Here is a 25,721-nt window from a genome sequence, read left to right on the forward strand (position 1 = left end):
TGATTCGATACGATTAATCGATTATACTCATTAATTGATAATCACAAATGTAATTAAACCTATTTAGATAATGATATGATGCTGTAGCGGTCAGGGAAGAGATGCAATTTATCTGATTGAAAAGATTTACTTGAAAGCAGTCAACCACTGAACCCCCGGACCTTAGGCGTGGGAGTATGTCAGAGAGATAGAGTTATACTTTTTGTTGTGCTTCTTTTTTAAATGTCCACTTCATTAAAGGTATCATTGCATCTCTAACTTCAATACCGTCCTCTGTTAATGAATATTCAACTCTTGGAGGTATTTCTGCAAAAGCTTCCCTTTCGATGAGTCCGAAATCTTCTAACTCTTTCAGCCTGTCTGCCAATGTTTTAGGGCTTATGTTACCCAAATTCTGTGTGATTTCATTGAATCTTATTTTTTTTCTGTTTCCGATGGCGCAGATAATCAACAATGCCCATTTTTTACTGATTACATTGATAACACCATCTAGAGAGCATAAACAAATTTCTTCCCCTCCCTTTTTTGCGCATTGAATGTTTCCACAGTGATTATTACTTTCTTTCTTCATAGTTTGTTCCTTCTCCATTATTACCTATGTTTGTATAAACTTGAGATTTTAAATACTTTCTAATTAATAGGTAGTATGTAACTTAAAGTTAGGTGAGAAATATGTGTTGCGAACAAGAAAGACATCATACAAATATGTGTTGCGAACAAGAAAGACATCATACAAATATGTGTTGCGGACAAGAAAAACATCATACAAATTTTGGGCACTTGAACCATGTTTCCGTTGGTGACTGTGGATGCGGACATTCGTTCCGTCGTTTTGTATCTGCTAAAGAAAAGCAAGAGTTTCTGGAAGATTATAAGGATCAACTTAAGAAGGAACTTGATGCAGTAGATGAACATCTCGGAGAGATCAAAAGAAAATGAAAACATGTTCCTTTCTGAAAGAACATCAATTTGTTACCTTATTTAATCAAGAGTTATTTAAAAATTCATGATCAAGAGTTTTAAAAACAGATGATGAACAAATTGTGTTTAATAGATGATGCAGACTACGATACTGCAATTAAAGTGGAAGGGCTTAGTAAAAAGTATGATAATGTCCAGGCGGTTGCAAACGTAGAGTTTGAAGTGCGGTCTGGAGAAATTTTTGGATTCTTAGGACCAAACGGTGCAGGTAAGACCACAACCATCAATATGCTTACCGGTCTGGCACTTCCAGACACAGGGACAATCCATATCGACGGGATCGATTGTACAAAAAAGCCACGTGGAGCCCAACACCTTATAGGAGTGGTCCCGGATGAAAACAACCTGTATCCAGAGTTGAGTGGCTTTGACAACCTCTGTTTCTGTGCCGCTCTTTATGGCATGAGCAAGAGCGAACGCCAGGCAAGAGCTAGGGACCTGCTGGAAGCCTTCGATTTAGCTAAGGCAGCCAGCCGCAAGTTCGACAGCTATTCAAAGGGCATGAAGCGTAAGCTCACCATTGCTGCCGGAATAATCCATAAACCCAAAATTTTATTTCTGGATGAACCCACCACTGGTATTGACGTAGCCAGTGCAAGACATTTGCGTAATCTCATTAGAGACTTGAACAGGAATGGAACGACAATATTTCTGACTACTCACTATATTGAGGAGGCAGAGCAGCTTTGCAATCGCATCGCTTTTATCGTTTCAGGTAACATTGTTCGTGTAGATTCTGTTGAAAATCTGGTACAGCCTATACAGGGAAAGCATGTAATACAGATTGCATGCTCGAATTATTCTAATGATTTACAAAATAAGCTCGTTTCTGGAGGATTATTAATATACAGGAAATTAATCAGGAAAGGAAATAAGGCATTACCATGAATGCTGTTGTCCTTCTCATTAATGGTACGGCCCTGGCAGGTATTCTAGTTGCATTTATGGATGATCAGGAAAAAGCAATTCTCTCAATCAAAATTGCATTTAAGGGTTTCATGCAAATCCTGCCTGTGACATTGATCATACTGATTGTGATTGCTTTGCTCCTTGGTTTTGTTTCCCCTGATAACTTATCCGGATTTATTGGGCAACAGTCAGGATTAGGCGGTATTTTGTTAATCGGGGTTGCAGGGGCTATTATGCATATTCCCGCAATACTTTCATTTCCTCTGGCCGCTTCTTTGCTCGAAAAAGGTATATCTTATACCGCAGTGGCCGCTTTGATCACAACTTTGACAATGATTGGTACGGTTACATTACCTCTGGAAATCCGGCAACTGGGCAAAAAATTTGCACTGCTTCGAAATGGAATAAGTTTTGTTATTGCCATTGTTATTGCTTTAATTGTGGGTGTGGCAATGGAGGCAACGTTATGGCAATAAGTTCCCAGATCAGCAATCAGCAGAACCTTAAAGATTGGATTTCTCTTGGAATTGTATTGTTGATTGCCTTTGTGGTTCTCAAAATATATCCTTTCAAAATCGGGAGTGTAATTGAATATTTCTGGCAATATACGATGGAAATGGTTCTAATTCTCCCGGCAGTTATGTTGATAATGGGGCTTTTTTCAGTATATGTTTCTAATAATATGATAGAGAAATATCTTGGCAAATATGCTGGGATAAAGGGCATATTTCTATCATTTTTCCTGGGTTCTTTACCTACAGGTCCCTTGTATGTTGCTTTCCCTATAGCATCTCATCTGCTGGAAAAGGGGGCTCGCGTATCCAATGTCATAATCTTCCTCTCGGCCTGGGCATGCCTGAAGATTCCACAGGAATTGATGGAGTTTCAGTTTTTAGGCTGGAAATTTATGTTTTTGAGGTTATTTTTTACTGTAATTTTGGTAATCATAATGGCTAAAATCATTGAATATTTTTTTGGAATTACTGATGATAGGTTATAATATCAGCCTTTCAGTCCCGTACAAATTTCACCACAGGACATACCTCTATACATTTGCCGCAGTGGGTGCACTTATCTCCTATATAGGCAATTTTGTTTTCGATCCGGATTGCGTTGCGAGGACATTTGCCTATACATACCCCGCAACCCGTACAGCCCAAGGCCCGGCGTATGGAGTTTTCCGTATCCTTGAGAAGTTTTCCGGCATCGGCTTTGGAAGATGCCCTGACTCTTACTGAACCTGTGGCAAAGACCTGCGCTGTATCTTTTTTCCGGGTGATCATTGTTTAATATTATATTGCACGTTAGATGCAAAAGTTATATAAGCATGTATTTTTAATTTTATTAACATCACAAAAACATATGAAGTTTTATCTGGGGAGTAATTTTATGGGATATAAAAAGGAAATTGTGGATTATAGGACCATTTGTGCCATATCTTCAAGACTAAGAATTAATATTATTATATTATTGAAAGATAGGCCAATGACAGTTACTGAACTATCAAGAGAACTTAATATTGCCAAATCTACAGTTCATGACAATATTTCTATATTGATTGACACTGATATTGTGTCTCGTTCGGATGATGGTCACAAGTGGGTATACCATGAACTCACTCCGGAAGGAGAGTATTTAATAAGATATTATGAAATAGTCTGATTATGTGTTGGTATTCTTGATATTATCAGTAATCTGTTCATAAGAGATTTTTTCCGGTCTTAATTCCTAAATATACTGCTGTTAGAGTTTAGACTATTTGTATTGATTCTCTAGGAAAATTTGTTCGTTTTTTACGAACGAATTCGACTATGTTATATTGTTAGTCAATATTAGTTTAATTGCTCTTGACAATTAGTATGTACTAATACATTTGAAAACTAAACATAGAATAAATCTTGTATTTAATATTTTAATACTTTGTGTCGGGAGAAATTAAGGGAGTGAAATATAATGGGAAAACTTAACCTAAAGAATATGTGCACAATCAGTACAATAGTTGCGTTTGGACTGTTTATTGTGTGTTTATCTCCATCTGTATCGGCAATGTCAGATAATTCAAATGTTGTGACTTTAAATAACGCAGAAGAAGTTGCGGCATATTATGTGCAATATGTACCGGTCTTCATGCCGAGTATGTCAGATTGGGAAGATGCAACTGTAAAATATTCAACTACCTTTTATGATATCGATGGCAACAAGTCTGCTTTTTCATTTGATGTAATTGACAATGGTGAGTATGCGGGTTATATTCTTGTTTCAGCTACAAGAGATAACTACCCGATTCTTGAATTTTCAGAAGGAAGCATTCCAAATGATGTGGCTGAATTTCAATCAAAATCCATGGTGCAAGCATCTGAATATGCTGTAGAAAACAATTTAAGAATCTGTAAAGCAAAGCCTTTGTATCTGGGAGGTACCTTTTATTATATTGAATACTCTTTAATTGATTCAAGTGGTAATGTTTCAGACAAAGTTGTTGTGGATTTGATAACTTCTCAATCAATATCTCCTGCAAAATTATCTAACTTTTCCTCTGTAAACACAAATTCAGTTGATTTTAACAATGAATTATTACAGCAGAATAAAGTAGAAGCAGCAAATGAATTGTGGAATTCTTTGGAAAATAGAATGGATAGTGGTAATCTAACTCCTGATGCTATGAAATCTTCCAGAGGTCTGGGTTGGGTTGATGATGTACCTGCCTATGAATGGTATAGGGGTTGTTCCCCAACAGCTTCTGCAATGGTTTTGGGCTATTGGGATACACAGGGTTATCCAGATTTTACCAACAATGAAACATTGCTAATAGATGAACTGGCAGATGCTATGAATACAGGTTCTGGTGGGAATACAAGTATGTCAAATATTCCTATAGGTATAGAAGATGTTTGTGAAGATTACGGCTACAATGATTTCGAGTCATCAAATGAATATTATGTGACATGGAGTGAAACAAAATCTGAAATTGATGGAGATAGACCATTTGTCCTGTCGGTTTTTGATGGTGGTGTGGGTAGTGGTCATTCTAAACCTTATAACAACCATAGTGTAACTTGTATTGGTTACAGTGATTATACCGAAGATTATGTATTTATACATGATACATGGGATGAAAATACACATCATATTGCTTTTGATAATTGGGACCGTGCACATGCAACATGGGTGATACCTTAATCACCCATTTTTGATTATAGGTGGTTTGATGTGGCATTCCAAACGAATCTTTACAATTCTGATTGTATTCATTTGCACTAGTTTATTTTTCATAACTACTGCATATTCTGAATCTATTGGAGAAGACGACGTAGTTGGTCCGGGATTACCTCCATCTGAAATGATGCCGGAACGGTATATCCTTGACTCAATGGATGATGATAATGCCAATCATCTTTCCATGTTTCCCGATATTTCTCAATATTCTGATTGTGGAAACTATACTCGTCATACAATTATGTGTGTATGGTATTTTGATAACAAGAACTCGTTTATCAAATCGGAAGCGAATTTGTCCAGTTATCTGGTTGAATCAGGTGAAGTTGGGGTTGTGAAACTTAATATCAGTGATGAGATTAATGGAATTATTGAATCACGTGAAGATAAGAATCAATGGAGACCAACTCTTGGGCCCAAGCAGTTCAATGCTACCCGATATGTAAGTACGACAACATCCGGCTATTTTCTGGTTTATGTTCGTCCTTTTCTTGAAGAAAGAGAAGATTATTTCATTGTTTATTATGGAACAAAAGACGGTGCAGATATTGGAGATCAAAAACAGGAGTTGAAGAAATTGATAGCAAAGTCCTACTATTTTGGGAATTCGGAAGGTGGGGTTGAAGGTCTACATATGCATCCTGATACTTCCAAATCCCCAAACATGGTTCCTGGATTTGAATTGTTGATCTTAATAGGGTCATTTTGTTGTGCATTTATATTTAGACGTCATCTACTCAAATTCAAATAAATTTCACCACAGGACAGACCTCTATACATTTGCCGCAATGGGTGCACGTATCCCCTATATAGGCAATTTTGTTTTCGATCCGGATTGCGTTGCGAGGACATTTGCCTATACATACCCCGCAACCCGTACAGCCCAAGGCCCGGCGTATGGAGTTTTCCTGTTCTTTTTCAGATTAACCAGTTGGTTATGCGGGATTCTGTCAGAAATCTCTATGGAATTTGTAGTTACCTGGCTGAATTAAGAAAACTTTATGTATCGTTATGTTTATCCAAACATATCGCCACATGTTATGGAATTAAAACACTTTCATCATAGGGGAACTCTCATGCATAAAAAATTCAGGTATATTCTATTGATATTTGTGATCTTGTTTGCTGTATGCACAAGCGCATGTGTTGATCAAGAGGACGTTTCTGCGCAGAGCACAAGATCGATAACTGATATGGCGGGAAGGACAGTTGAAATCCCGGCTGAGGTTGACAGGGCAGTTGCCACTTCTCCTCCTGCAACAATGCTAATCTACATGCTGGCTCCTGATAAATTAGCAGGCTGGAATTTTATGCCTCAGGGGTCGCAAACATATCTGGAACCTGAGTATCAGACCCTGCCTGTGATTGGCGGTTGGTTTGGTAAGCAGGATGGAAATTATGAAACCATAATATCCATGGGTCCCGATATCATCTTTGAAGGCTACAACAGTGGAGGGGATGTTAATTCTACCATCAATGAAAGACAGAAAAAATTCGGTACAATTCCTGTTGTGGGGATTGAATCGACAATTGATGCCATGGGATATGCAAAGTCAATCAAATTCATGGGCAATGTTCTCGGAGAAGAAGAGAGAGCAGGTCGATTGATCTCTTTTTACGAAAGAGCACTTAACAATGTCACCGTAAAGGTCTCACAAATACCTGAAGATGAAAGGAAGAGTGTCTATTATGCAGAAGGTACCAATGGTCTGCTTACGGACCCGGAAGGTTCCCCGCACAGTCAGTTGATAGAGATATGTGGTGGTATCAATGTAGCAGAATGTCCCATTGAACAGGGTTATGGAAGATCAGAGGTGTCCATTGAACAGGTATTGCAATGGGACCCCGAAGTTATCATCACAGGCGACCCTAATTTTTACAAAAATGTATATGAAGACCCTCTCTGGCAGGACATCACTGCGGTAAAAAAAGATGAGGTATATCTTTTCCCAGATGCTCCTTTTTGCTGGTTTGACAGGCCACCGGGTATTAACAGGATAATCGGTATTCCCTGGACAGCTAAAGTGCTCTACCCTCAAGAGTTCAGCGATCTTGATCTCAGGGGTCATGTAAAGGGATTCTATTCAGAGTTCTATCATTATGAACTGTCGGAAGATGAGATCGATGGGTTATTGAACCCGGCTGCTGCATCAAAGTAAAATTTTATAAATAGTTTCAGACGAAGGTGCAATTAAATGACAGATGAAGTAACTGGTAAAGCTGGGTTTCATGACGAATATGCCGAAAATTTCGAAGATGTTGCTGCCAACATCTTTGCTCCTATATATCCTGTTATTTCGCAGCAGATAATCAACAGATGCCAGATCAGGAGCGGGACTTTCATAGATGTGGGCAGCGGACCCGCATCACTTGCGATAGCTCTCAGTAAGCTTGTCGATGGCAAGGTCTATGCAATGGATTTTTCTGAAAAAATGCTCGCTATAGCAAAGAAAAAGATTGAATCAAGGGATTTGAATGCAAATGTGATTCCTATTTTCGGTGATATTCATGATATGCCTTTTGACGATTGTTTTGCTGACCTGGTCGTAAGCCGTGGTTCTCTATTCTTCTGGCAGAATGTGCCCCAAGCTTTCAGGGAAATATATCGTGTGCTAAAACCCGGTGGTATGGCCTATATTGGAGGCGGTTTCGGCACAGCGGAACTTAAGTCAAAGATCACACAGGCCATGGAAAAAAGGGACCCTACATGGCCACAGTGTGTCGAAAAAAGATTGAACAAGGCCAATCTGGATTCTTTTAAAAAAGCACTGCATGTTGCTGAAATTGACCATTACAGGATAATAGATGATGAATCCGGTTTCTGGATATGTTTCAATAAGGTGGACTGACCTATGAAGTGCAACATATGTGAAATCGGCTGCGAGCTTGCAGAGGGAAAGAGTGGCCAATGTCGTATGTATATCAACAAAAATGGTCAGATCATCGAGAGATTTCCAAACACCTACTTCACAATGTTTCCGGTTTCCATTGAGACAGTCCCCCTGCTCCATTTTTATCCGCGGGGTAAATTTCTGCAGGTTTGTACCATTGGCTGCAATTTTAAATGTGAAGGCTGCATCTCGGAGATCCTGGCATCCCGTCTTCTTTCCACTAATAAAAAAAGTGGAATTAGCAATGAGAACGTTATCAATAAAGCCCTTGATGAAGACTGCATAGGGATTGTTTTTTGTCTCAATGATCCGGCTGTCTCCTATTTTACATTCCGGGACCTTGCTAAAAAGGCCAGGCAGAACAATCTTTTGATCGGTTGCTCCACTAACGGATATTTTACAGAAAACGCATTGAAAGAACTAATCCCTTTGATTGATTTCGTAAATATCGGTATAAAGGGTTATTCAGATGAAAGGTATATTTCATGCGGTGCCAGAGGTTCCGGGCCTGTTTTCAGGAATCTGAAATTACTGAAAGAAAGTGATGTTCATGTTGAGGTTTCTACCATTTACATCAAGGGTTCAGAGGATGAAGTCATAAATTCTGCAAAATTTGTTTCCTCCCTCTCAGAGGATATACCGTTTCAGGTTATGAGGTTTGTACCTTTTGGAGATGCAGCCCCTCAGATCGAACCAACGATAAGGGAAAGTGAAGGTCTGTGTGACAAATTAACGCAATACCTAAATTATGTGTATCTTTTCAATTCTCCGGGTACCGATCATTTGAATACGGTATGTCCAGAATGCAGTAAAATCATTTTCCAGAGGGAGTTCTTTGGTCCCATGGGCTCCCGTACTTTATCCTACCTGCCGCAGGGGGGATGTGAGTGTTCGAATCCAGCCTTTTTCAGAGGAGAAGTAAGTGAAGTTTCTCATCATGAACCTGGATTTATGGGAGGATACAGGATCACCCGGGCTCTGGAGATGATCCATGCTATTCTTGTCTGCCTTGGGATAAAAGATGATCATAAACTTGCAGAAATATGGGCCAATGTCATGGAAACAGGATATTTGGAGGAGCTTCATACCAGTTCTCAGGACCTTGACTCTTACTTTGATGTAATTGAGCATTTTGCCGCCCTTGCAGACAGGAAAAAGGAAGGAATGGAACTTGTGGCTTATATGAGGAAGAAACTGGATTTCATACGGTCTGTGACAAATGACATTGAAAGGCCACGGGTTTATTATTGTATGGGATATCCCCTTTTTGCACTCAATGGGGAGCGAATTGAGAATAATCTTGTTGAAGCTGCAGGCGGAGAAAGTGTAAACAAGCTGATCGACAGGGAGGGAAAACCCGGGGTTGGTATTTCTCATAATGAATTTGCAGAGATGAACCCTGTGTTCATATTCATATCAGGCTTCCTTTCAACCCCGGTTTCCGATTCATATGCCTATTGTAAAAAACATGGTCTATCTGCAGATGCCCTAAAAAACAGGAGGATATACGGTCTTCGTCCATTATGGGATTTCGGAAGTCCTAGATGGATATTGGGGCTGATGTACATAGCAAATAAGTTACATCCTGAAAAATTTAATTTTGATATTGATAAAGAGGCAAATCAGTTCTATAAAAGGTTCTATGGTGTGTCCTTTGATTCTTCAAGGCACAACAGGTCTTTTTACAGCGTTTCATCCAGGCAATGACCACACTTTATGAACCGATTTTAGGAAATGAGATATAAATGTCATATGATATCGGAAGAATCACAGGTTTGAAATTGGGGATTCATAAGAGAATCTCTGAGGGTAATACACAGATATTCCTCGCATTTTTCCTTATGATATTTCTCTTTGTACTTTCCCTTTTTATGGGAAGGTATTCAATCCCTCCACAAACTATAATGACTAACATTATTTTCTGGCTTCTATCATTAGGAAAGGTGGAGCCTTCAAATGTGGGTACTGTCATATTTCAGATACGTCTTCCAAGGATAATTGCAGCTATGCTGGTAGGGGCTGGATTATCTATATCTGGAGCTTCCTTTCAAGGCCTTTTCCGCAATCCGCTGGTATCTCCCTATATTTTAGGAGTGGCTTCAGGGGCTGGATTTGGTGCCTGCCTGGGTATCCTGATAAGTGAGAATATATTTGTTATCCAGTTAATGGCATTTTCTTTTGGAATACTTGCAGCTTTTCTAGCTTACAGCCTCAGTAAGTCCTGCAAGGCAACGGTCACACTGGTCCTTGTGCTTTCAGGTATTATTGTAGGTGCAGTTTTCACTGCTCTGACCTCTCTGGTAAAATATGTCGCAGATCCATATGATAAACTTCCTGAGATGGTATTCTGGCTTATGGGAAGTCTCTCATCTGTCAGGGCCGAGGATCTGATGTATGCGTCACCTGCAATTCTTGCCGGTATGCTCGTTCTCATTCTTATTGGGTGGCGCATCAATGTCATCTCTTTGGGAGAGGAAGAAGCCAGGTCACTGGGTATAGATACTATGAAAATGACAATACTGATAGTTATTTGTGCCACTCTGGTCACAACTTCTGCAATTAGTATCAGCGGTATTATTGGATGGGTAGGCCTTGTAGTACCCCATATCTCGCGGATGCTGGTTGGTCCAAGTTACAAAAAACTGTTACCAATGTCAGTTTTCCTCGGTGCATCTTTTCTTTTGATCGTAGATGATCTCGCAAGGACATTAATGAGCATAGAAATACCCCTTGGAGTTCTTACGGCATTGATAGGAGCACCATTTTTTGCTTATCTTTTACAAAAAAAGAAGGTTGGTTGGTCATGATATTAAGGGTAGACAATGCTTCGTATTCGTATGGTGGCAAGGAGAATGTATTTGAGGATATTTCCTTTTTTTTAAATAAGGGTGAGACTTTATGCATACTTGGTCCCAATGGGATTGGTAAATCAACACTGCTAAAATGCCTCGGCAATGTATTGAAATTAAGTGAGGGCAGCGTCTTTATTGAGGGAAAAGACATCTCTTCGATGAGCAGAACAGAGATTGCCCAAAAGATCGGTTACGTTCCCCAGTCAGATCAATCGGTATTTCCCTTCTCTGTACTGGATTTTGTAATGCTTGGAAGAGCACCTCATCTTCCCTTCTTCTCCTCTCCTGGAGAAAAGGATCTCAATATAGCTGAGAATGCCATCAATAAAGTGGGGATATCTCATTTGAGGGATCGGCCTGTTACAGAAGTAAGTGGTGGCGAAAGACAGCTTGCTCTGATTGCAAGGGCTCTGGCACAGGAGCCGGAAATTTTGCTTCTGGATGAACCTACCTCCCATTTGGATTTCGGGAACCAGGTACGTGTTCTGAACCTTATTGGAAGACTAACATCTCAGGGCACTTCTGTGATTATGAGCACGCACTTCCCGGACCATGGTTTTATAGGCTCTAAGAATGTAGCGATAATGCTTGAGAATGGTTTCATTGACCCGGGAACTGCTGAAGAAGTAATTACAAAAGAGAACATGGCTCTTGCATATGGTGTCGATGTAACCATCGATCATGTCAGTTCCATACAGAGAAATGTATGTCTTCCTCTTTAATTATGTCAGCCTTTCAGTCCCGTACAAATTTCACCACAGGACATACCTCTATACATTTGCCGCAGTGGGTGCACTTATCCCCTATATAGGCAATTTTGTTTTCGATCCGGATTGCATTGCGGGGACATTTGCCTATACATACCCCGCAACCCGTACAGCCCAGAGCCCGGCGTATTGAGTTTTCCGTGTCCTTGAGAAGTTTTCCGGCATCGGCTTTGGAAGAGGCCCTGACTCTTACTGAACCTGTGGCAAAGACCTGCGCTGTATTTTTTTTCCGGGTGATCATTGCCATCTCGTTGGTATACTTCACCTCACCGATAGCAAGCAGCATGCCGCTTTTCCTTATTTTCTCCATATCAAGGGCCGTGGAGAAACTTCCCTCAGCTGTCATTTCCCCGGTGGTGCAGGGGCGATAGCCCACACTGGAGGTGAATGTCAATTTGTTAGGGTCGTATCTTGTGGGAGCAGTATTAATTCCCAGTTCTTCGGCTACTTTTTTTATGTTGGCAGGGAGGGATTTCCATCTCCAGAACCCATAATCAGCCCATTGTTTGTCGATGCCGGTTTTCTCGGCGTAGGCATACAAATGGTTCATCAGTTTTTCTTCGTAATGGGGATGGGTCTTTTTCAGACGTTTCAAATCTCCCAGAGAAGATGAGGGGCACAGCCAGCATCCCATCCGGTCAAACCCTTTCTCATAGAGGGGATTGTAGGGCAGTTCATTCATGAATATGTAGAGCCAGATATGCAGGGCAGTCCAGTCCTGTATCGGTGAGGCTGCGGTCTGGTTGCCCACCCAGGGATTTTTCCAGACACGGTTGCTGCGGGCCCGGGTGGTTGATTCATATTTGCGCTGGCCCACAAAGGTCAGGCAGCCTTTCTCATAATTCTCCTCTATCAACCGGCTTATGGGTCCGAGTTTGCAGACTTTGCAGCACCATCTCATTTCCACTGCAGGCGGCCCGAAAGCATCGATGGATTCCCAGAAGGCATCCCCCACACTTATGGATTTGACCTCTTTTGAATATAATTCTCCCACATGCCGGATGTTGTCCAGTGTTTCAGGGAATTCAAGCCCGGTATCGGCAAACATTATTTCATAATCTCTGACGCACTCATCCACAAGCTGGACCACTGCAAGACTGTCCTTGCCTCCGGAATAAGATACGGAGATAGGCAGATCCTCATTTTCAATGGTTTTTTGAATGAAAGAGTGGGCTTCTGTGATTGATTCATCCATTATGGATCGGTTTGCCCGGATAACATCGTCCCAGCATGAAGGTTTTCTATCATTGACTTTTGAAGTTGTATCCGTTTTCCATCGGGGTTTGACTGCAGTGCCTTTTTTGGTTTCTATCATTTCCCGGCCATCCATTCGGGCACGGCCTGTAGCAACAACTTCTCCGGCAGGGGTTATTATTATGACTTCGTCATCTTTCTGTATTCCCGGGTCCGCATCCAGTACTCCCGGGGCAAGCAGGTTTGCACCTTTGTGCAGGAATTTTTTCACATCTTCCTCGATGGTCACGTAACCTGTAAGGGTTTCTTTGCCTGTCAAAATCCGGCGAGCGGCTTCCAGTCGGGGCAGAAGTACCCATTCAAGTTTGCCGATCTCATAACGTATGCTCGCAATTACTTCGCCATCAACAATTATCTCATCCATGCGGTCTTCATAGGGTGCCTTGTTGAGCAGCACTACCCTGTCCGTGTCAAGAAGCGGGTTGTTGAATTGTTGTTTTGATATCCGGTTTATGTGTTCGATATCGTGCAAAAAAGCCGGTCTTATATCTCCCGGGGGTGTAACATTTACTTTTACACATTCATCCCCGCAGGCACATTTTTTGCCAAGGACCGGTACATTGCAGCTGTGGCACCATTGCAGCAGCAAATCTCCATGAAATACAGGTTGTGACATCTATGCTGGAAATCCTGTACTGGTTAAATAATATTGTGGTCGTTCTCAGAAGAACTTTGAAGCCAGGGAATTGCCCTGCGATTGGCACATCTGTTCGTAGGGACAGTATTCACAGAGTTTTCCCCGCTTTGCCTGTGGCATTTTTCCGTTCTTTATCTTTTCGATCCGTTTGAGGATATTGAGCACCTCCCTGCGCTCGGTTGGCCGTATTCTCACAGGCCTTGCCTGACCCTGAGAGGCATAAAAAAGCACTGCGGAATTTACCGGTTGGACGTATCTTTCTTCTGCAAGTATGGAGTAAGCTGCCAGAGGTATCCGGTCATTTTTCCAAACACCCTGCTCCGGGGCATTACCGCTCTTTATGAGCAGAGGCATCTTCTGGTCATCGTGAAAGACGATTGCCGATGGTGCACCGCTTAAATTTAATTTGTCCGAATGCATCAGGGGTTCGATTTCAACGGGTGTTATGAGTTCAATCATTTTTTCATCAGATTGGTTCTTTAAATTGGCTGCTATTGCAGGTAACGCTTCGTTTACATCTTCCACAGCATCTTTGAATTGTTTTTCATCAATATGCTCCAATTCGTCAGAATAGATGGTTATTATTTCCTGTACTATTTCTTCTACCCGCGTTTGCAGCAGGGGAAGTGTTTCCTGTTTTGAGCTGGCAATCTCTGCACAGGAAAGAGCCAGTTCTTTTAGCAGTAAATGACGGATGTAAGGTTTTTTAATGTCATCTGCTATTGTTTCATTCCTGCTGGCAAAGTATACCTTTCGGGGACATTTCGTGTAGAGGACTACTTCCGAAACACTGGAATTTGTTTCGCAGAACATTGCACACATATTTAGAAGTTAACAAATTGCATAATATTTAAGTTAAATGAATATCCGGATATCGGCAATAGACGAATCGACATTCGTTAAATATATATGCATGCTGGTATTGAGGTAATTGTAGCACATGACCGAGGATGCACCAAAGGAAAACTTACGTCACCGCCTGGCTGAAAAGATGGCTGGTGAGATCACTCTTTCGGATAAGCCTGGTGAGGCTCTGAAAAAATGGAGACTCAATTTCGAGATCGCACAGACTGATATTTCTTCATATCTGGGTGTTTCGCCATCTGTGATAAGTGACTATGAAAGTGGAAGGCGAAAGTCTCCGGGAACCCTTATCGTCAGCAAGATTGTGGATGCTCTGATAAATATTGATTCAGAAAGCGGAGGCCACAAGATACATGCCTATGAAGGCATGCTGTACAGTGACCAGGTATCAAAAGCGGTCTATGCAACTTACGAATACACATATCCAATGCAGCTTGCAAAACTGGCCACTCTTATAGAGGCGGATGTGGCCTACCGGGGTGTGGAAAAACCTCTGTATGGTTTTACGGTGGTAGACAGTAAGAAGGCAATTCTTGAACTGTCTTCCCACGAATTCCAGAAACTTTATGGATGGAGCACAGAACGTGCCATGATATTCACAAAAGTGTCTACAGGGAAATCCCCCATGGTAGCAATCAGGGTCACAAACCTGAAACCCGCAGCAGTGGTTATGCATGGCCTTAGTATCAGGGAGGTGGATCCTATTGCTAAAAAAATGGCAGAAGTTGACAGGATCCCTTTGATGGCAACGACTATGGACCTTGATGAATTGATCGAGGCATTAAAACACTACAGTCAATACCAGGTAATCGAATGATATTTATTTTTGATAAAAAGGTGATTTAAGCAATGAGCGTAGGGATTGTTTCATACGGTACATATATCCCCAAATTCAGGATAAAAGTGGAGGATATAGCAAAGGTATGGGGTGATAATGCAGATATACTCAGTGCAGGCCTCATGGTGAATGAAAAATCCGTCCCGGATCTGGACGAGGATACTGTAACAATTGCAGTAGAGGCTGCAAGGGCTGCAATTTGTCGCAGCAGTCTTGATCCTTCCAGAATAGAGGCGATATATACAGGTTCTGAAAGTCACCCCTATGCGGTCAAACCCACCAGTACAATAGTGGCTGAAGCGGTGGAAGCGACCCCTGAGATGACTGCAGCGGACTTTGAATTTGCCTGTAAAGCAGGAAGTGCCGGTATGCAGGCATGCATGGGACTGGTACAATCCGATATGGCAGATCTGGGGCTTGCGATAGGTTCGGACGTATCACAAGGTGCACCCGGGGACGCGCTGGAATATACCGCCGCTGCTGGCGGTGCGGCTTATATTATAGGCAACAAAGAAGAAGAAATGGTGGCAATTATCGAAGATACCTACTCTTTCACTACCGATACACCTGATTTCTGGAGACGTGAGGGTATGCCTTATCCCGAACATGGTGGGCGTTTCACCGGAGAACCCGGTTATTTCAAACACGTTCTGGGTGCCGCAAAAGGGCTGATGAACAAACTTGGCACTTCAGCTGAGGATTACGATTATGCAATTTTCCATCAACCCAATGGTAAGTTCCCCTCCAGGGTGGCAAAAATGCTGGGATTCAGTAAGGAAAAAATTGCTCCCGGCCTTGTGGTCACAAGATTGGGTAATACGTATTCCGGTTCATGCCTGATGGGTATTGCAGCTACTCTTGATCAGGCAAAGCCTGGAGACAGGATATTTGCCACAGCCTTTGGTTCAGGTGCAGGGGCAGATGCCTTCAGTTTCAGGGTAACGGACAAGATCGATAAGATAAGGGATAAAGCTCCCCGGGTAGAGGAATTGCTTGCAAATCCTGTTTACATGGATTATGCAATGTATGCAAAGCATAAAGGCAAGATAAGACGTGCATGAGGGGATAAAAATGAGAGACGTTGCAATTATCGGAAGTTATACTACCAAATTTGGTGAGATGTGGGAGCGCTCTTTCCGTGATATAGTTGTTGAGGCCGGAGTCGGAGCTCTTGAGGATGCCGAAGTTGGTGGAGAAAGTATCGACAGTATGTTTGTCGGTAATATGAGCGGCGGACAGTTTATTGAACAGGAACACATCGGTGCCCTGATCGCTGATTATTCCGGCCTGGCAGCCGGTTTGCATGTACCTTCCACCCGTGTGGAGGCCGCCTGTGCTTCAGGGGGACTGGCCTTCAGGCAGGGAATACAGTCCGTTGCATCTGGTTACAATGATATAGTGGTAGCTGCAGGCGTTGAAAAAATGACAGACGTTTCTGCAGTTGGTGCTTCTTCAGCCCTTGCGGCAGCAGCTGACCGGGAGTGGGAGGGCATGATGGGTGCCACCTTCCCCGGTTTGTATGCCATGATAGCCCGCATGCATATGCAGCAATATGGAACAACCAGTGAACAGCTTGCACAGGTTGCTGTGAAAAATCATCAGAATGGTACCAATAATCCAATCGCCCAGTACAGGAATAATATCACAGTGGATAAAGTGCTTAATTCCATAATGGTCGCCGACCCCTTACACATCTTTGATTGCTCTCCGATTACTGACGGAGCAGCCGCTCTTGTGCTGGCTCCTGCCGAAGAAGCCCACAAATACACCGAAACTCCGATATATATAAAAGGGTCCGGACAGGCAAGTGACACTATTGCCCTGCATGACCGCCGGGACATTACCACTCTTGATGCTAGTGTCTATGCTGCAAAACGAGCTTATGAAATGGCAGGAATCGGGCCGGATGATATCGATGTGGCAGAAGTGCATGATTGTTTCACCATTGCAGAAATATGCGCCATCGAAGATCTTGGATTCGTAGGGAAAGGACAGGGTGGCAGGTTCGTTGAAGAAGGCAATACAGCTATTGGCGGCAAAATCCCTGTAAACACTTCAGGCGGCTTGAAAGCATGTGGTCATCCGGTGGGTGCTACAGGCATCAAACAGGCTGCAGAAATTGTCAACCAGCTGCGTGGAGAGGCAGGGAAAAGACAGGTAGAGGGTGCAAAGATCGGACTGGCCCATAATGTAGGAGGGTCCGGGGCGACTGCACTTGTACATATATTAGGCAGGGAGAGGTGATTCTAGATGTCTGTTGCAAGATTCTGGAGACAGCAGGTACAGAGATATAATCTCGTAGGTAACCATTGTAGAAACTGTGATGAATACTATTATCCCCCGAGGACTACCTGTCCTTTTTGCAGAAGGAACGGGGAGATGGAAGAATACAAGTTCAGCGGCAAAGGTGAACTTGTAACCTATACGATTATTCATTCAGCAGTAGAAGGGTTTGAACACCAGACACCCTATGTGCTGGGTATTGTGAAACTGGAAGAAGGTCCACGTCTTACATCCCAGATAATAGCACAACCAGAGGATGTGAACATCGGTATGAAGGTAAGGCCTGTGTTCCGCAAACTCGGTGAAAGCGGGGATAAAGGTATGCTCCATTACGGTACTAAATTCACACCGGCGTGATGAGATGCTTGAGGTAGAAGTAAAATCCCGTATCGACCTGTCTCATGCCCGTGGAGTTCTTGAGGGGCTTGATGCAAAATTCCTGGAGACAGAGGAGCATTTTGATATTTACTACAATGCTCCGCACCGGGATTTTGCAGAAACGGACGAAGCTTTGCGTATACGTTCTGTTAATGACAGGCAGTTCCTGACCTACAAGGGTAAAAAACTCGATGATACCACCAAAAGTCGTGAGGAAATACAGACTCATGTTGAAGCCGAAGCCATGATACAGATTCTGGAAAGACTTGGTTTCAAAGAAACTGCCAGGGTCCAGAAGGTGAGGGATGTTTTCAAAATAGGTGACATCGCCCTGTGTCTGGACGAGGTGGATTCTCTGGGTCAGTTCATCGAGTTTGAGATTATATCGGATGCTGATATGGAAGAAAGTAAAAAACGCATTTTTGCGATGATGGAAAAATTCGGCCTGAAACCGGAAGATTCCATCCGTAAATCCTATCTGGAACTGGTGATGGAGTAAACTCCATCATCCAATCTGGGTTCCATTCTTTGCTTCTTTTTCAGGGGAAAGCAAAATTGCACCGCCGTCTTCGTTCACTCCGGCAAGCACCATACCGAAAGATTTGACGCCGCAGAGTTTGGCGGGTTTGAGATTGGCCAGTACGATTACCTGTCTGCCCTTTACTTCTTCGGGGCTATGGGTCAGGGCAATTCCGGCAACTATCTGGCGTGGCGTTTCTTCTCCGATATCAATTTCCAGCCTGAGTAATTTGTCAGCCTTTTCAACCTTTTCAGCTTCGACAATGGTGCCTACACGCATATCGAGTTTACCGAAATCTTCGAAGGTGATTTCTTCGTTATCTGTCATTATTTGTTCTCCTTTCTTGCGGTTTTGTTTTTCATTGGCTTCTTTGACCCGCTGTGATGCAATGGCTTCCATCTTTTCGATGGTTTCATCTTCTATTTTCTTGAAGAGGAGGGAGGGTTTGTTAAGGGGTGCACCCGATTCAACAGGCACTGTACCCTGGCTGTAGAGTGCTGTGTGTACATCGCTTTGCATACCGAGCTGTTTCCAGGCATTTCCGGCCTTTTCAGGGATCAGGGGTTCATAAAGCAGAGTAAGGGCTTTGCCGATCTGCATACAGTTTTTGAGTACGCGGCCACACTCCTCTTTGTCTTCCTTTATCAGCTTCCAGGGTTCTCTGGACTGGAAATAGATATTTCCATAGGACGCAAGGGTCATCACGCTGTCTGCATATTTTTTGAACTCATACTTTTCCATTGCCTCACTTGCCTCATCAATGGTATTCTGGATGGTTTCCATGACTTCATCATCCAGTTTTCCTTCCGGAACGGCCTTGAAGTTCTTGTAGGCAAAGAGCAATGTGCGGTAGAGGAAATTGCCGAAGACTCCTACAAGTTCGGTATTGGTTTTTTCCTGGAATACCTTCCAGGAGAAATTGAGTTCTTTGGTATGGGATGTGTAACTTGCCAGATAATAACGCAACAGGTCCTGGTGGAAACCTTGGTCCATGTAGTCATCACCGACCCATACAACGTAACCACGGCTTTTTGAGAAAGTTTTGTTCTCTATCTTTACCATACCCGATGCTACCACAGATGAGGCGGGTGAGTAGTCAGCACCTTTGAGCATGGCAGGCAGGAATATACAGTGATGGTAGATTATGTCTCCACCGATAAAATGTACTATTTCACCATCATCCTTCCAGTATTTTTCCCAGCTGTCACCGGTTGCGTTTGCCCATTCTTCGGTGAAGGCGATATACCCTATGGGTGCATCCACCCATACATAGACGACCAGGTCATCACGCCCCGGGAACTTGACACCCCATTCGAGATTGCGGGTAATACACCAGTCATCAAGTCCCTGTTTTACCCATCCTAATGCGTAGTTGCGGGCATTGGATGTACCGTCAAGTTTGTCAAGGTATTCAAGCAAATAATCATTGAACTGGGATAATTTGAAGAAGAAGTGTTCCTGTTCCTTATACTCGGCAACCCCGCCACAGATGGTACAGACGGGATTTTTGAGTTCTCCGGGTTCCAGGTGTTTTCCACATCCCTGATCACACTCGTCACCCCGGGCACTTTCTGCGCAGTGGGGGCATTCTCCTTCCACATACCTGTCGGGGAGGAATCGATTACATCCGGCGCAATATGCAATCTCTATAGTTTTGGGGTATACGTAATCATTTTCGATCAAACGGTTCACTATGTCATGAGTGCGGTTATGGTTTGTTGGGTCATCGGTTGTACCGAAGGCATCGAATTCGATACCCATTGACTTGAATGTTTCATCAAAATGGGTGTGGTATTTCTTGATCAGTGCCTGAGGGGTAGTATTCTGCTCCTCAGCATTGAATACGATAGGGGTTCCGTGTGTATCCGAACCACAAACAAATGTAACCTCATGGCCCATTTTTTTTAATGAGCGTACAAATATGTCTGCAGGAATATAGGTCCTTAGGTGACCGATGTGGGCCATTCCGTTGGCATAGGGTAATCCACAGGTCACAAGTATGGGTTTATCGGGTGAAAAGCGTGACATGTTATTTCTCCGTCTGTATCAATATTAATTGTAATAATGTGTTTGCAATGGATAGGTGACAATTATAAAATACATTTCGCTTCTTGTCTTAAGGAAAGTTAGGTCTGTCAGAAGGTATTTGAATATTCAGGGGAATATTTGCTTTTATATCGAGGAAAACAATGAACGAAAACGATCCCACCAATAATGATGAGGGCGAAAATTCATCGGGCAATGAGCGGTTTCTTGCAGGCAGCGATAAATCCCTTTATACGGAATTGGAAGACGAGCCGTATGAAGAGCCAATGCAGGAAGAGCCTGTATCCGGTTCGCCTCCTTTGTCCCCTCCCGATGAATCCGGTAAAGGTCGGATGGATGTTCCCCATACACCGCCTGAAAAAAAAAGTAACTTTGGTAAGTATGCCGCCCTTATTGCGGTCTTGTTTTTGATAATCGGTTCGAGTTTTGCAATAATCTATTATTCAGCTGGAGGGGATTTTTACCCTGCCAATGAGAGGGTAGCTGTAATCTATATTCAGGGTACAATGCTGACCGGTAGTGTCCCTTCCGGACTGGGGTATGCTACATCCGAGGATATCTCTTCCAGTATCCGGAAGGCAGTTGATGACAATAGTGTAAAAGCCATTGTGTTGCGGATCAACAGTGGCGGAGGATCTGGTGCTGCATCAGAAGAAATCAATACGGAAATAAGAAAAGCCCAGCAGGCAGGTGTGCCGGTTGTAACTTCCATGGGAGATATGGCTGCCAGTGCTGCCTATCATGTATCTTCCAGTACCGATCTGATAGTTGCAAACCGAAATACCATGACAGGCAGTATAGGGGTAATCTGGACTTTCCGTAATAAGTCTGCTTATTACGAGGAAGAAGGCATCGATCATTATGTCGCTAAATCAGGTGATTTCAAGGATATGGGCGGAACATGGCGCGGTTTGACCGACGAAGAGAAAGAATATGCAGATCGTGTAATAATGCAAAATTACAATCTTTTCGTACAGGATGTGGCCCAGGGGCGCAATATGACGGTCAGTGAAGTGAAGGATATAGCAGACGGACGTATCTACACGGGTGTCTCTGCCAAACGTATCGGGCTTATAGATGAGTACGGTAATTTGTATGATGCTATCGATAGGGCCGCTGATATGGGGGGAATTGAAGGAGAACCCTCTATCTACTATGTGAACAAACCCTCAATCACAAACCTGTTATTTGGCTCGGAAGTACAGAATGATAACATGATCGAGCATTTTGTGAATTACTATGAGAAATCTCCCTTTGGCAAACTTGCATATTGAAGGTGTATTGGATGACAGGAGCAGGCAGAAATTTCATGGATGATGAACTGAATTCCCTGCTTGGCCTTGACGGGGACAAACATTTCGTGGTTTATCTGGCTGCTGTGGGAAAACGGGATTGATTTATCCCATTTTTTCCAGTTTCCAGCCCAGGTGTTCTTTTATTATCACATAAGCCATCTGCGGGGGAAATGCTCCCGCTTCGGTCACGATCAGGTCAATGTATTCTGATGGTGTGACATCAAAGGCAGGATTGCTTATTTTTACATCTGGCATATCGCCAAGTTTGTCTTTGGAAATGACTTCTTCAGGGTCACGTTCCTCGATTTCCACCAGGTCGCCAAAAAGGGTAGAAGGGCTGAATTTGTAGGTCTCGGCTGCGGATATGATATTGACACGGGCTTCATGGGCTGCCAGGGCCAGCTGGGATGTACCGATCTTATTAACAAGAGCACCATTTACGGTAATTGAATCTGCACCCACTATGACAGTGTCCACATTTTTCATTGTATATCGCACTGCGGAATCTACGATGAGGGTTGTATCAATTCCGGCGTCACTGAGCTCTTTTATTGTGATGAATCCCTGTCTGCGGGGGCGGGATTCGGTTGCATAAACTTTTATTTTCTTTCCCTGCTTGTGTGCGGTTTTTATGATTGCAATAGCTGCGTGGGAATTGCAGTGGGTCATGACGGTATCTCCGTCACGGAGGCGTTTTGCACCGATCTCCCCTATGTTATCAAGGGCGGTATCGGCATTTTGGATAAATTCTGTGGCATTATCCAGGATCTGGCTGCGTGCCTCTTCCACAGTTTCTGCATCATAACTGCCCGCCAGCATTACCGCATTGGGCAGGGAGACAGCTGTGGGTCGGGTTTCGATAAGAGTGGATTTGGCTTTTTCGACTTTCGCTACAAATTCTTCAAAGGACGAGGTTTCCAGCATTTCCACATAATCTCGCAATGCCCGGGCAGCTGCAGCGGCAATCCTGCCTGCGCCGCGAATCTCCATTGTACGGATCTTTTCAGCCGTGTCGAGTAACTGCTGCATAGCTATTTGGATGGGATGTGGAAGGATTTATAGGTATTGTAACCAGATACAGTTATAGTATTTTATCAAAGATCCTCCAAAAACTATAATATTTCACAGGATCAAATCGAAGCAATCATGTCCGATGCACCGAATAGCAACAATGATACTGAAGAATGCCTTTCTGAAGAGGATGTGGAAGAATTGATGGTCAGGACTTCCAGAAAGCAGGTCCGATCGGATTACCGGCGCAGTCTGGGCTCAGAAGCCAGCAGAAGGTACTGTGATATAAATAACAAGAAGAACTAAAGGCTGGCAAAATTCCTTATATTGCAAATACATACTTTCCTGCATGCCATCCATGGAATCAATCAATCCATCGACCGGGGAGCTGGTGGAATCCTTCCCGATGCACAGGGCGGAAGATGTCAGGGACATCCTTGAAAATTCATATCAGGTATTTCTGGAGTGGAAATCCCTGGATGTTGATGTGCGGTGTGATTATCTGCGGCAGGTTGCGAAGGTTTTGCGCCAGCGCAAGCAGGAGTGTGCAGAACTGATCACCCGGGAGATGGGAAAACCCATCAAACAGTCGCTGGGTGAGATTGCCAAATGTGCCCTGACATTTGATTACTATGCTGACAGGACACCTTCCCTTATGGAGCCACGTGGGGAAGATACCGATGCAACCTATTCCAGTGTATTCTTTGAACCGATGGGGCCGGTTCTGTGCATAAAACCCTGGAATTTTCCTTTCTGGCAGGTGCTCAGTGCGGCTTCCCATATTCTGGCCGGTGGCAATACTATCCTGCTCAAACATTCATCCAGTGTACCGGCATGTGCCCTGAAAATCGAAGAAATAATGCAGCAGGCCGGATTGCCGGCAGGTGTATTCCAAACTCTCCTGATTGATGGCAAGACAGCTTCATCCCTGATCTCATCCGACAAGATCGCCGCTGTGTCCTTTACGGGAGGAACTGAAGCCGGACGCCGGGTTGCTGTGGAGGCGGCTTCATTCCTGAAAAAATACGTGCTTGAACTCGGAGGTAGTGATCCTTTCGTTGTCCTTGAAGGAGCTGACGTACAAAAGGCTGCAAAGGCAGCGGTTGCTGCGAGATTTATCAATACCGGTCAAACCTGTATTGCTGCCAAGCGTTTTATCGTGGAAGAGTCTTTGATGGAGGAATTTAAAGGACACTTCATTGAGCACACGTGTAGTATGAAGGTTGGTGATCCGCTGGAAGAGGACACAGACATTGGTCCACTTGTCCGGGCAGAAGAAATGCACAGATTGGGCTCTCAGGTGGCAGACTCCATTGAAAAAGGTGCAAAGGTTGAACTTGAAGGCGGACTGGTTGAGGGTGCGGGATTTTTCTATTATCCGGTTGTGCTTTCCGGAATTACTGATAATATGGATGTAATGCGTCAGGAAACGTTCGGCCCCCTTGCTCCTCTGATCTCTGTGAAAGATGAGGCTGAAGCGATAAAGGTCGCAAACGCCACTCCCTATGGGCTGGGTGCAAGTATCTGGGGTGGTGATTCAGCTCATCTGCTGGAAATTGGAAAAAGGATTCAGGCAGGAGTTGTCGGGATAAACGGTTTCTTCAAACCGGAAGCATGCATGCCCTTTGGGGGTATGAAGCAAAGCGGGGTCGGCAGGGAGCTGTCTGATTTTGGCTTCTATGAATTCATGCATATCCGATCCCTGAAAGCCTTCTAAACAAACAGGCGAGAATTTCATAATCAGGGATACAAAATGTTTGAATCAGTCGGTGATTTCCACTCCGCCTCTTGTATCAAAGGCCAGGTAGCCTTTAATGTTTGATGCTGCAGGTTTTGGTTGCGGGTAATACCACGCACCATCCTTCAGTGTGCTGTCTTCGAGAACAATATCATAATAACTGGCTTTGCCTTTCCAGGGGCAGACAGTTACTGTATCACTGTCTTTGAAAAATTCTATATTGACCGATTCCGGTGGGAAATAATGATTTCCTTCCACTCTCTCGGTAGCATTACTATCTGCAAGTACGACTCCTTTGTATTTTGCAACTGGCATATTAAATCCACTCCTCCTGGCAATATTGGATTAATTGATTTAAATATGTAATCATCGTTTGATAACCAAGTGAAAGCATGAGTAAAAACAGTCTCAAAACTCTCGTGGAAAAGGAACTCCCTGCAGACCTGATTGAATATGTCCCTAATCGATTCGATGTGGTCGGTGACATTGCAATTGTAAGTATCCCTCCTGAGCTGCGGGATTATTCTGAAATGATTGCAACAAAGGTTGTATCCATGAGAGGTAATATCCGGACTGTTCTTAACAAAATAAGTCGGGTCAAAGGCGATCATCGTGTCTCAGATTTTGAAAATTTACTGGGTGGCAGTACTGTAACTACACACGGGGAATTCAAATATCGCTATCGTTTGGACCTCTCGGAAGTATTTTTTAATCCCCGGCTGGGTTATGAGAGACACAGGGTAACATCCCTGGTTCTTCCCGGGGAAGATGTACTGGTTCCCTTTTGTGGGGTGGGCCCGTTTGCAATCCCTGCTGCTATAAGGGATGTACGTGTTTTTTGTATCGAAAAGAACCGGCATGCATGTCACTGGCTGGCCGAGAATATACGGTTGAATAACTTTAAGGGGCATATCTATCCCATAAATGCGGATGCCGGGGATATTCCGGTTATTCTTGACATGAAGTTTGACAGACTCATAGTTCCTACTCCCTATGGGCAGGATCATTTCTTTTCTTTACTCTCCCCTCTTTTGAAAGAGGGAGGTATGATGCATTTCTATACTTTTCAGGTAGCAGAGGATATCGAAAAATCAAAACAAGCCTTTCAGGACGCAGGTTACGAAATAATTGGTCTGCGAAGATGCGGGAACGTGGCACGTGGTGTCAGTAGATGGGTGTTTGACCTGAAAAAGAACCGACTGGCAAAAAGGTAAGATATAAGGACGGCTTGAAAGTAAATT

29 protein-coding genes are annotated in these 25,721 nt (G+C 43.4%); 21 read left to right on the top strand and 8 right to left on the bottom strand.

The window, feature by feature from the left end; all coding sequences use genetic code 11:
• Positions 1-193: 193 nt before the first annotated feature.
• Complete coding sequence (locus EFE42_RS00930) at positions 194-571, bottom strand: helix-turn-helix domain-containing protein (RefSeq protein ID WP_123135465.1); 378 nt, start codon at positions 569-571, stop codon at positions 194-196.
• 209 nt (positions 572-780) lie between these two features.
• Here EFE42_RS00930 and EFE42_RS10425 point away from each other — a divergent pair, with 209 nt between their 5' ends.
• The 4 genes from EFE42_RS10425 (at position 781) to EFE42_RS00945 (ending at position 2,890) form a co-directional block, all read left to right on the top strand.
• Positions 781-939 (top strand): DUF5320 domain-containing protein, encoded by a 159-nt coding sequence (locus EFE42_RS10425; protein ID WP_158599153.1) that lies wholly within the window; start codon positions 781-783, stop codon positions 937-939.
• Positions 940-1,041: 102 nt separating this feature from the next.
• Entirely contained in the window at positions 1,042-1,869 is an 828-nt protein-coding gene (locus EFE42_RS00935; protein WP_199724062.1) for an ABC transporter ATP-binding protein, read from the top strand.
• The gene (locus EFE42_RS00940; RefSeq protein WP_123135466.1) at positions 1,866-2,366 is read left to right on the top strand and encodes a permease; all 501 of its coding nucleotides are present in this window, start codon (positions 1,866-1,868) and stop codon (positions 2,364-2,366) included. Before EFE42_RS00935 ends, EFE42_RS00940 begins: the two co-directional genes overlap by 4 nt.
• Before the next feature lie 59 nt (positions 2,367-2,425).
• Positions 2,426-2,890, top strand: a complete 465-nt coding sequence (locus EFE42_RS00945; RefSeq protein ID WP_233564677.1) for a permease — start codon at positions 2,426-2,428, stop codon at positions 2,888-2,890.
• A gap of 10 nt (positions 2,891-2,900) precedes the next feature.
• On the opposite strand, the gene EFE42_RS00950 is transcribed toward EFE42_RS00945, so the two are convergent.
• Complete coding sequence (locus EFE42_RS00950) at positions 2,901-3,173, bottom strand: 4Fe-4S binding protein (protein ID WP_233564678.1); 273 nt, start codon at positions 3,171-3,173, stop codon at positions 2,901-2,903.
• Between the two features lie 106 nt (positions 3,174-3,279).
• Here EFE42_RS00950 and EFE42_RS00955 point away from each other — a divergent pair, with 106 nt between their 5' ends.
• The 3 genes from EFE42_RS00955 (at position 3,280) to EFE42_RS00965 (ending at position 5,857) form a co-directional block, all read left to right on the top strand.
• Positions 3,280-3,552, top strand: coding sequence for a winged helix-turn-helix domain-containing protein (locus tag EFE42_RS00955; protein ID WP_158599154.1), 273 nt, complete (start codon positions 3,280-3,282; stop codon positions 3,550-3,552).
• 291 nt (positions 3,553-3,843) lie between these two features.
• The gene (locus EFE42_RS00960; protein ID WP_123135469.1) at positions 3,844-5,070 is read left to right on the top strand and encodes a C39 family peptidase; all 1,227 of its coding nucleotides are present in this window, start codon (positions 3,844-3,846) and stop codon (positions 5,068-5,070) included.
• 190 nt (positions 5,071-5,260) lie between these two features.
• On the top strand, positions 5,261-5,857 hold the full coding sequence (locus EFE42_RS00965; protein WP_148039234.1) for a hypothetical protein: 597 nt from the start codon (positions 5,261-5,263) through the stop codon (positions 5,855-5,857).
• Here the strand turns inward: EFE42_RS00965 and EFE42_RS10955 are convergent.
• Positions 5,850-5,993 carry a 4Fe-4S binding protein gene (locus tag EFE42_RS10955; RefSeq protein ID WP_158599155.1) on the bottom strand — a complete coding sequence of 48 codons (144 nt, stop codon included), beginning with the start codon at positions 5,991-5,993 and terminating at the stop codon, positions 5,850-5,852. The two genes, EFE42_RS00965 and EFE42_RS10955, sit on opposite strands and share 8 nt — an antisense overlap.
• 189 nt (positions 5,994-6,182) lie before the next feature.
• Between EFE42_RS10955 and EFE42_RS00975 the strand changes: the two genes are divergently transcribed.
• From EFE42_RS00975 to EFE42_RS00995, 5 genes are read left to right on the top strand one after another with little or no spacing between them, the layout of a single operon-like run.
• The gene (locus tag EFE42_RS00975; protein ID WP_123135472.1) at positions 6,183-7,265 is read left to right on the top strand and encodes an ABC transporter substrate-binding protein; all 1,083 of its coding nucleotides are present in this window, start codon (positions 6,183-6,185) and stop codon (positions 7,263-7,265) included.
• A gap of 36 nt (positions 7,266-7,301) precedes the next feature.
• A complete protein-coding gene (locus EFE42_RS00980; protein ID WP_123135473.1) occupies positions 7,302-7,955 on the top strand; it encodes a class I SAM-dependent methyltransferase in 654 nt (217 codons plus the stop codon).
• A 3-nt stretch (positions 7,956-7,958) separates the two neighbouring features.
• On the top strand, positions 7,959-9,704 hold the full coding sequence (locus EFE42_RS00985; RefSeq protein WP_123135474.1) for a radical SAM protein: 1,746 nt from the start codon (positions 7,959-7,961) through the stop codon (positions 9,702-9,704).
• Positions 9,705-9,742: 38 nt separating this feature from the next.
• On the top strand, positions 9,743-10,804 hold the full coding sequence (locus EFE42_RS00990) for an iron ABC transporter permease (protein ID WP_123135475.1): 1,062 nt from the start codon (positions 9,743-9,745) through the stop codon (positions 10,802-10,804).
• Entirely contained in the window at positions 10,801-11,571 is a 771-nt protein-coding gene (locus tag EFE42_RS00995; RefSeq protein WP_123135476.1) for an ABC transporter ATP-binding protein, read from the top strand. The genes EFE42_RS00990 and EFE42_RS00995 overlap by 4 nt, the downstream gene beginning before the upstream one ends.
• Before the next feature lie 13 nt (positions 11,572-11,584).
• Here EFE42_RS00995 and EFE42_RS01000 read toward each other — a convergent pair whose 3' ends face one another.
• Together EFE42_RS01000 and cas4 are read right to left on the bottom strand one after the other, a co-directional pair.
• Positions 11,585-13,486, bottom strand: a complete 1,902-nt coding sequence (locus EFE42_RS01000) for a phosphoadenosine phosphosulfate reductase family protein (protein WP_123135477.1) — start codon at positions 13,484-13,486, stop codon at positions 11,585-11,587.
• Between the two features lie 45 nt (positions 13,487-13,531).
• On the bottom strand, positions 13,532-14,320 hold the full coding sequence (gene cas4, locus EFE42_RS01005; protein ID WP_158599156.1) for a CRISPR-associated protein Cas4: 789 nt from the start codon (positions 14,318-14,320) through the stop codon (positions 13,532-13,534).
• A gap of 127 nt (positions 14,321-14,447) precedes the next feature.
• Between cas4 and EFE42_RS01010 the strand changes: the two genes are divergently transcribed.
• From EFE42_RS01010 to cyaB, 5 genes are read left to right on the top strand one after another with little or no spacing between them, the layout of a single operon-like run.
• Positions 14,448-15,188, top strand: a complete 741-nt coding sequence (locus tag EFE42_RS01010) for a helix-turn-helix domain-containing protein (protein ID WP_123135479.1) — start codon at positions 14,448-14,450, stop codon at positions 15,186-15,188.
• Positions 15,189-15,220: 32 nt separating this feature from the next.
• Positions 15,221-16,270, top strand: coding sequence for a hydroxymethylglutaryl-CoA synthase (locus EFE42_RS01015; protein ID WP_123135480.1), 1,050 nt, complete (start codon positions 15,221-15,223; stop codon positions 16,268-16,270).
• A gap of 10 nt (positions 16,271-16,280) precedes the next feature.
• Positions 16,281-17,453, top strand: coding sequence for a thiolase domain-containing protein (locus tag EFE42_RS01020; RefSeq protein ID WP_123135481.1), 1,173 nt, complete (start codon positions 16,281-16,283; stop codon positions 17,451-17,453).
• 6 nt (positions 17,454-17,459) lie between these two features.
• Positions 17,460-17,849 carry a Zn-ribbon domain-containing OB-fold protein gene (locus EFE42_RS01025; protein ID WP_123135482.1) on the top strand — a complete coding sequence of 130 codons (390 nt, stop codon included), beginning with the start codon at positions 17,460-17,462 and terminating at the stop codon, positions 17,847-17,849.
• A 4-nt stretch (positions 17,850-17,853) separates the two neighbouring features.
• A complete protein-coding gene (cyaB, locus tag EFE42_RS01030; protein ID WP_123135483.1) occupies positions 17,854-18,369 on the top strand; it encodes a class IV adenylate cyclase in 516 nt (171 codons plus the stop codon).
• 6 nt (positions 18,370-18,375) lie between these two features.
• Here the strand turns inward: cyaB and metG are convergent, their stop codons facing one another.
• A complete protein-coding gene (gene metG, locus EFE42_RS01035) occupies positions 18,376-20,418 on the bottom strand; it encodes a methionine--tRNA ligase (protein WP_123135484.1) in 2,043 nt (680 codons plus the stop codon).
• 161 nt (positions 20,419-20,579) lie between these two features.
• Here metG and sppA point away from each other — a divergent pair, with 161 nt between their 5' ends.
• On the top strand, positions 20,580-21,710 hold the full coding sequence (gene sppA, locus EFE42_RS01040) for a signal peptide peptidase SppA (protein ID WP_123135485.1): 1,131 nt from the start codon (positions 20,580-20,582) through the stop codon (positions 21,708-21,710).
• A 123-nt stretch (positions 21,711-21,833) separates the two neighbouring features.
• Here sppA and EFE42_RS01050 read toward each other — a convergent pair whose 3' ends face one another.
• A complete protein-coding gene (locus EFE42_RS01050) occupies positions 21,834-22,760 on the bottom strand; it encodes a ribose 1,5-bisphosphate isomerase (protein ID WP_123135486.1) in 927 nt (308 codons plus the stop codon).
• A gap of 117 nt (positions 22,761-22,877) precedes the next feature.
• On the opposite strand from EFE42_RS01050, the gene EFE42_RS10430 reads away from it, so the two are divergent.
• Positions 22,878-23,048, top strand: a complete 171-nt coding sequence (locus tag EFE42_RS10430) for a hypothetical protein (RefSeq protein ID WP_158599157.1) — start codon at positions 22,878-22,880, stop codon at positions 23,046-23,048.
• Positions 23,049-23,100: 52 nt separating this feature from the next.
• On the top strand, positions 23,101-24,459 hold the full coding sequence (locus EFE42_RS01055) for an aldehyde dehydrogenase family protein (RefSeq protein ID WP_370448641.1): 1,359 nt from the start codon (positions 23,101-23,103) through the stop codon (positions 24,457-24,459).
• Positions 24,460-24,504: 45 nt separating this feature from the next.
• Here EFE42_RS01055 and EFE42_RS01060 read toward each other — a convergent pair whose 3' ends face one another.
• Positions 24,505-24,795 carry a DUF427 domain-containing protein gene (locus EFE42_RS01060; protein WP_123135488.1) on the bottom strand — a complete coding sequence of 97 codons (291 nt, stop codon included), beginning with the start codon at positions 24,793-24,795 and terminating at the stop codon, positions 24,505-24,507.
• 77 nt (positions 24,796-24,872) lie between these two features.
• Here EFE42_RS01060 and EFE42_RS01065 point away from each other — a divergent pair, with 77 nt between their 5' ends.
• Positions 24,873-25,694, top strand: a complete 822-nt coding sequence (locus EFE42_RS01065; RefSeq protein ID WP_123135489.1) for a class I SAM-dependent methyltransferase family protein — start codon at positions 24,873-24,875, stop codon at positions 25,692-25,694.
• Positions 25,695-25,721 lie beyond the last annotated feature (27 nt).

Origin of the sequence: Methanohalophilus sp. RSK, from assembly GCF_003722075.1 — an archaeon.
GTDB lineage: Archaea > Halobacteriota > Methanosarcinia > Methanosarcinales > Methanosarcinaceae > Methanohalophilus.

What these genes read in the sequence shown, in the direction of transcription:
- EFE42_RS00930 (WP_123135465.1), bottom strand. Translation starts at nt 571, where the DNA reads ATGAAGAAAGAAAGTAATAATCACTGTGGAAACATTCAATGCGCAAAA.
- EFE42_RS00940 (WP_123135466.1), top strand. Translation starts at nt 1,866, where the DNA reads ATGAATGCTGTTGTCCTTCTCATTAATGGTACGGCCCTGGCAGGTATT.
- EFE42_RS00950 (WP_233564678.1), bottom strand. Translation starts at nt 3,173, where the DNA reads ATGATCACCCGGAAAAAAGATACAGCGCAGGTCTTTGCCACAGGTTCA.
- EFE42_RS00955 (WP_158599154.1), top strand. Translation starts at nt 3,280, where the DNA reads ATGGGATATAAAAAGGAAATTGTGGATTATAGGACCATTTGTGCCATA.
- EFE42_RS00960 (WP_123135469.1), top strand. Translation starts at nt 3,844, where the DNA reads ATGGGAAAACTTAACCTAAAGAATATGTGCACAATCAGTACAATAGTT.
- EFE42_RS00965 (WP_148039234.1), top strand. Translation starts at nt 5,261, where the DNA reads ATGGATGATGATAATGCCAATCATCTTTCCATGTTTCCCGATATTTCT.
- EFE42_RS00975 (WP_123135472.1), top strand. Translation starts at nt 6,183, where the DNA reads ATGCATAAAAAATTCAGGTATATTCTATTGATATTTGTGATCTTGTTT.
- EFE42_RS00980 (WP_123135473.1), top strand. Translation starts at nt 7,302, where the DNA reads ATGACAGATGAAGTAACTGGTAAAGCTGGGTTTCATGACGAATATGCC.
- EFE42_RS00985 (WP_123135474.1), top strand. Translation starts at nt 7,959, where the DNA reads ATGAAGTGCAACATATGTGAAATCGGCTGCGAGCTTGCAGAGGGAAAG.
- EFE42_RS00990 (WP_123135475.1), top strand. Translation starts at nt 9,743, where the DNA reads ATGTCATATGATATCGGAAGAATCACAGGTTTGAAATTGGGGATTCAT.
- EFE42_RS00995 (WP_123135476.1), top strand. Translation starts at nt 10,801, where the DNA reads ATGATATTAAGGGTAGACAATGCTTCGTATTCGTATGGTGGCAAGGAG.
- EFE42_RS01000 (WP_123135477.1), bottom strand. Translation starts at nt 13,486, where the DNA reads ATGTCACAACCTGTATTTCATGGAGATTTGCTGCTGCAATGGTGCCAC.
- cas4 (WP_158599156.1), bottom strand. Translation starts at nt 14,320, where the DNA reads ATGTTCTGCGAAACAAATTCCAGTGTTTCGGAAGTAGTCCTCTACACG.
- EFE42_RS01010 (WP_123135479.1), top strand. Translation starts at nt 14,448, where the DNA reads ATGACCGAGGATGCACCAAAGGAAAACTTACGTCACCGCCTGGCTGAA.
- EFE42_RS01015 (WP_123135480.1), top strand. Translation starts at nt 15,221, where the DNA reads ATGAGCGTAGGGATTGTTTCATACGGTACATATATCCCCAAATTCAGG.
- EFE42_RS01020 (WP_123135481.1), top strand. Translation starts at nt 16,281, where the DNA reads ATGAGAGACGTTGCAATTATCGGAAGTTATACTACCAAATTTGGTGAG.
- EFE42_RS01025 (WP_123135482.1), top strand. Translation starts at nt 17,460, where the DNA reads ATGTCTGTTGCAAGATTCTGGAGACAGCAGGTACAGAGATATAATCTC.
- cyaB (WP_123135483.1), top strand. Translation starts at nt 17,854, where the DNA reads ATGCTTGAGGTAGAAGTAAAATCCCGTATCGACCTGTCTCATGCCCGT.
- metG (WP_123135484.1), bottom strand. Translation starts at nt 20,418, where the DNA reads ATGTCACGCTTTTCACCCGATAAACCCATACTTGTGACCTGTGGATTA.
- sppA (WP_123135485.1), top strand. Translation starts at nt 20,580, where the DNA reads ATGAACGAAAACGATCCCACCAATAATGATGAGGGCGAAAATTCATCG.
- EFE42_RS01050 (WP_123135486.1), bottom strand. Translation starts at nt 22,760, where the DNA reads ATGCAGCAGTTACTCGACACGGCTGAAAAGATCCGTACAATGGAGATT.
- EFE42_RS10430 (WP_158599157.1), top strand. Translation starts at nt 22,878, where the DNA reads ATGTCCGATGCACCGAATAGCAACAATGATACTGAAGAATGCCTTTCT.
- EFE42_RS01055 (WP_370448641.1), top strand. Translation starts at nt 23,101, where the DNA reads ATGGAATCAATCAATCCATCGACCGGGGAGCTGGTGGAATCCTTCCCG.
- EFE42_RS01060 (WP_123135488.1), bottom strand. Translation starts at nt 24,795, where the DNA reads ATGCCAGTTGCAAAATACAAAGGAGTCGTACTTGCAGATAGTAATGCT.
- EFE42_RS01065 (WP_123135489.1), top strand. Translation starts at nt 24,873, where the DNA reads ATGAGTAAAAACAGTCTCAAAACTCTCGTGGAAAAGGAACTCCCTGCA.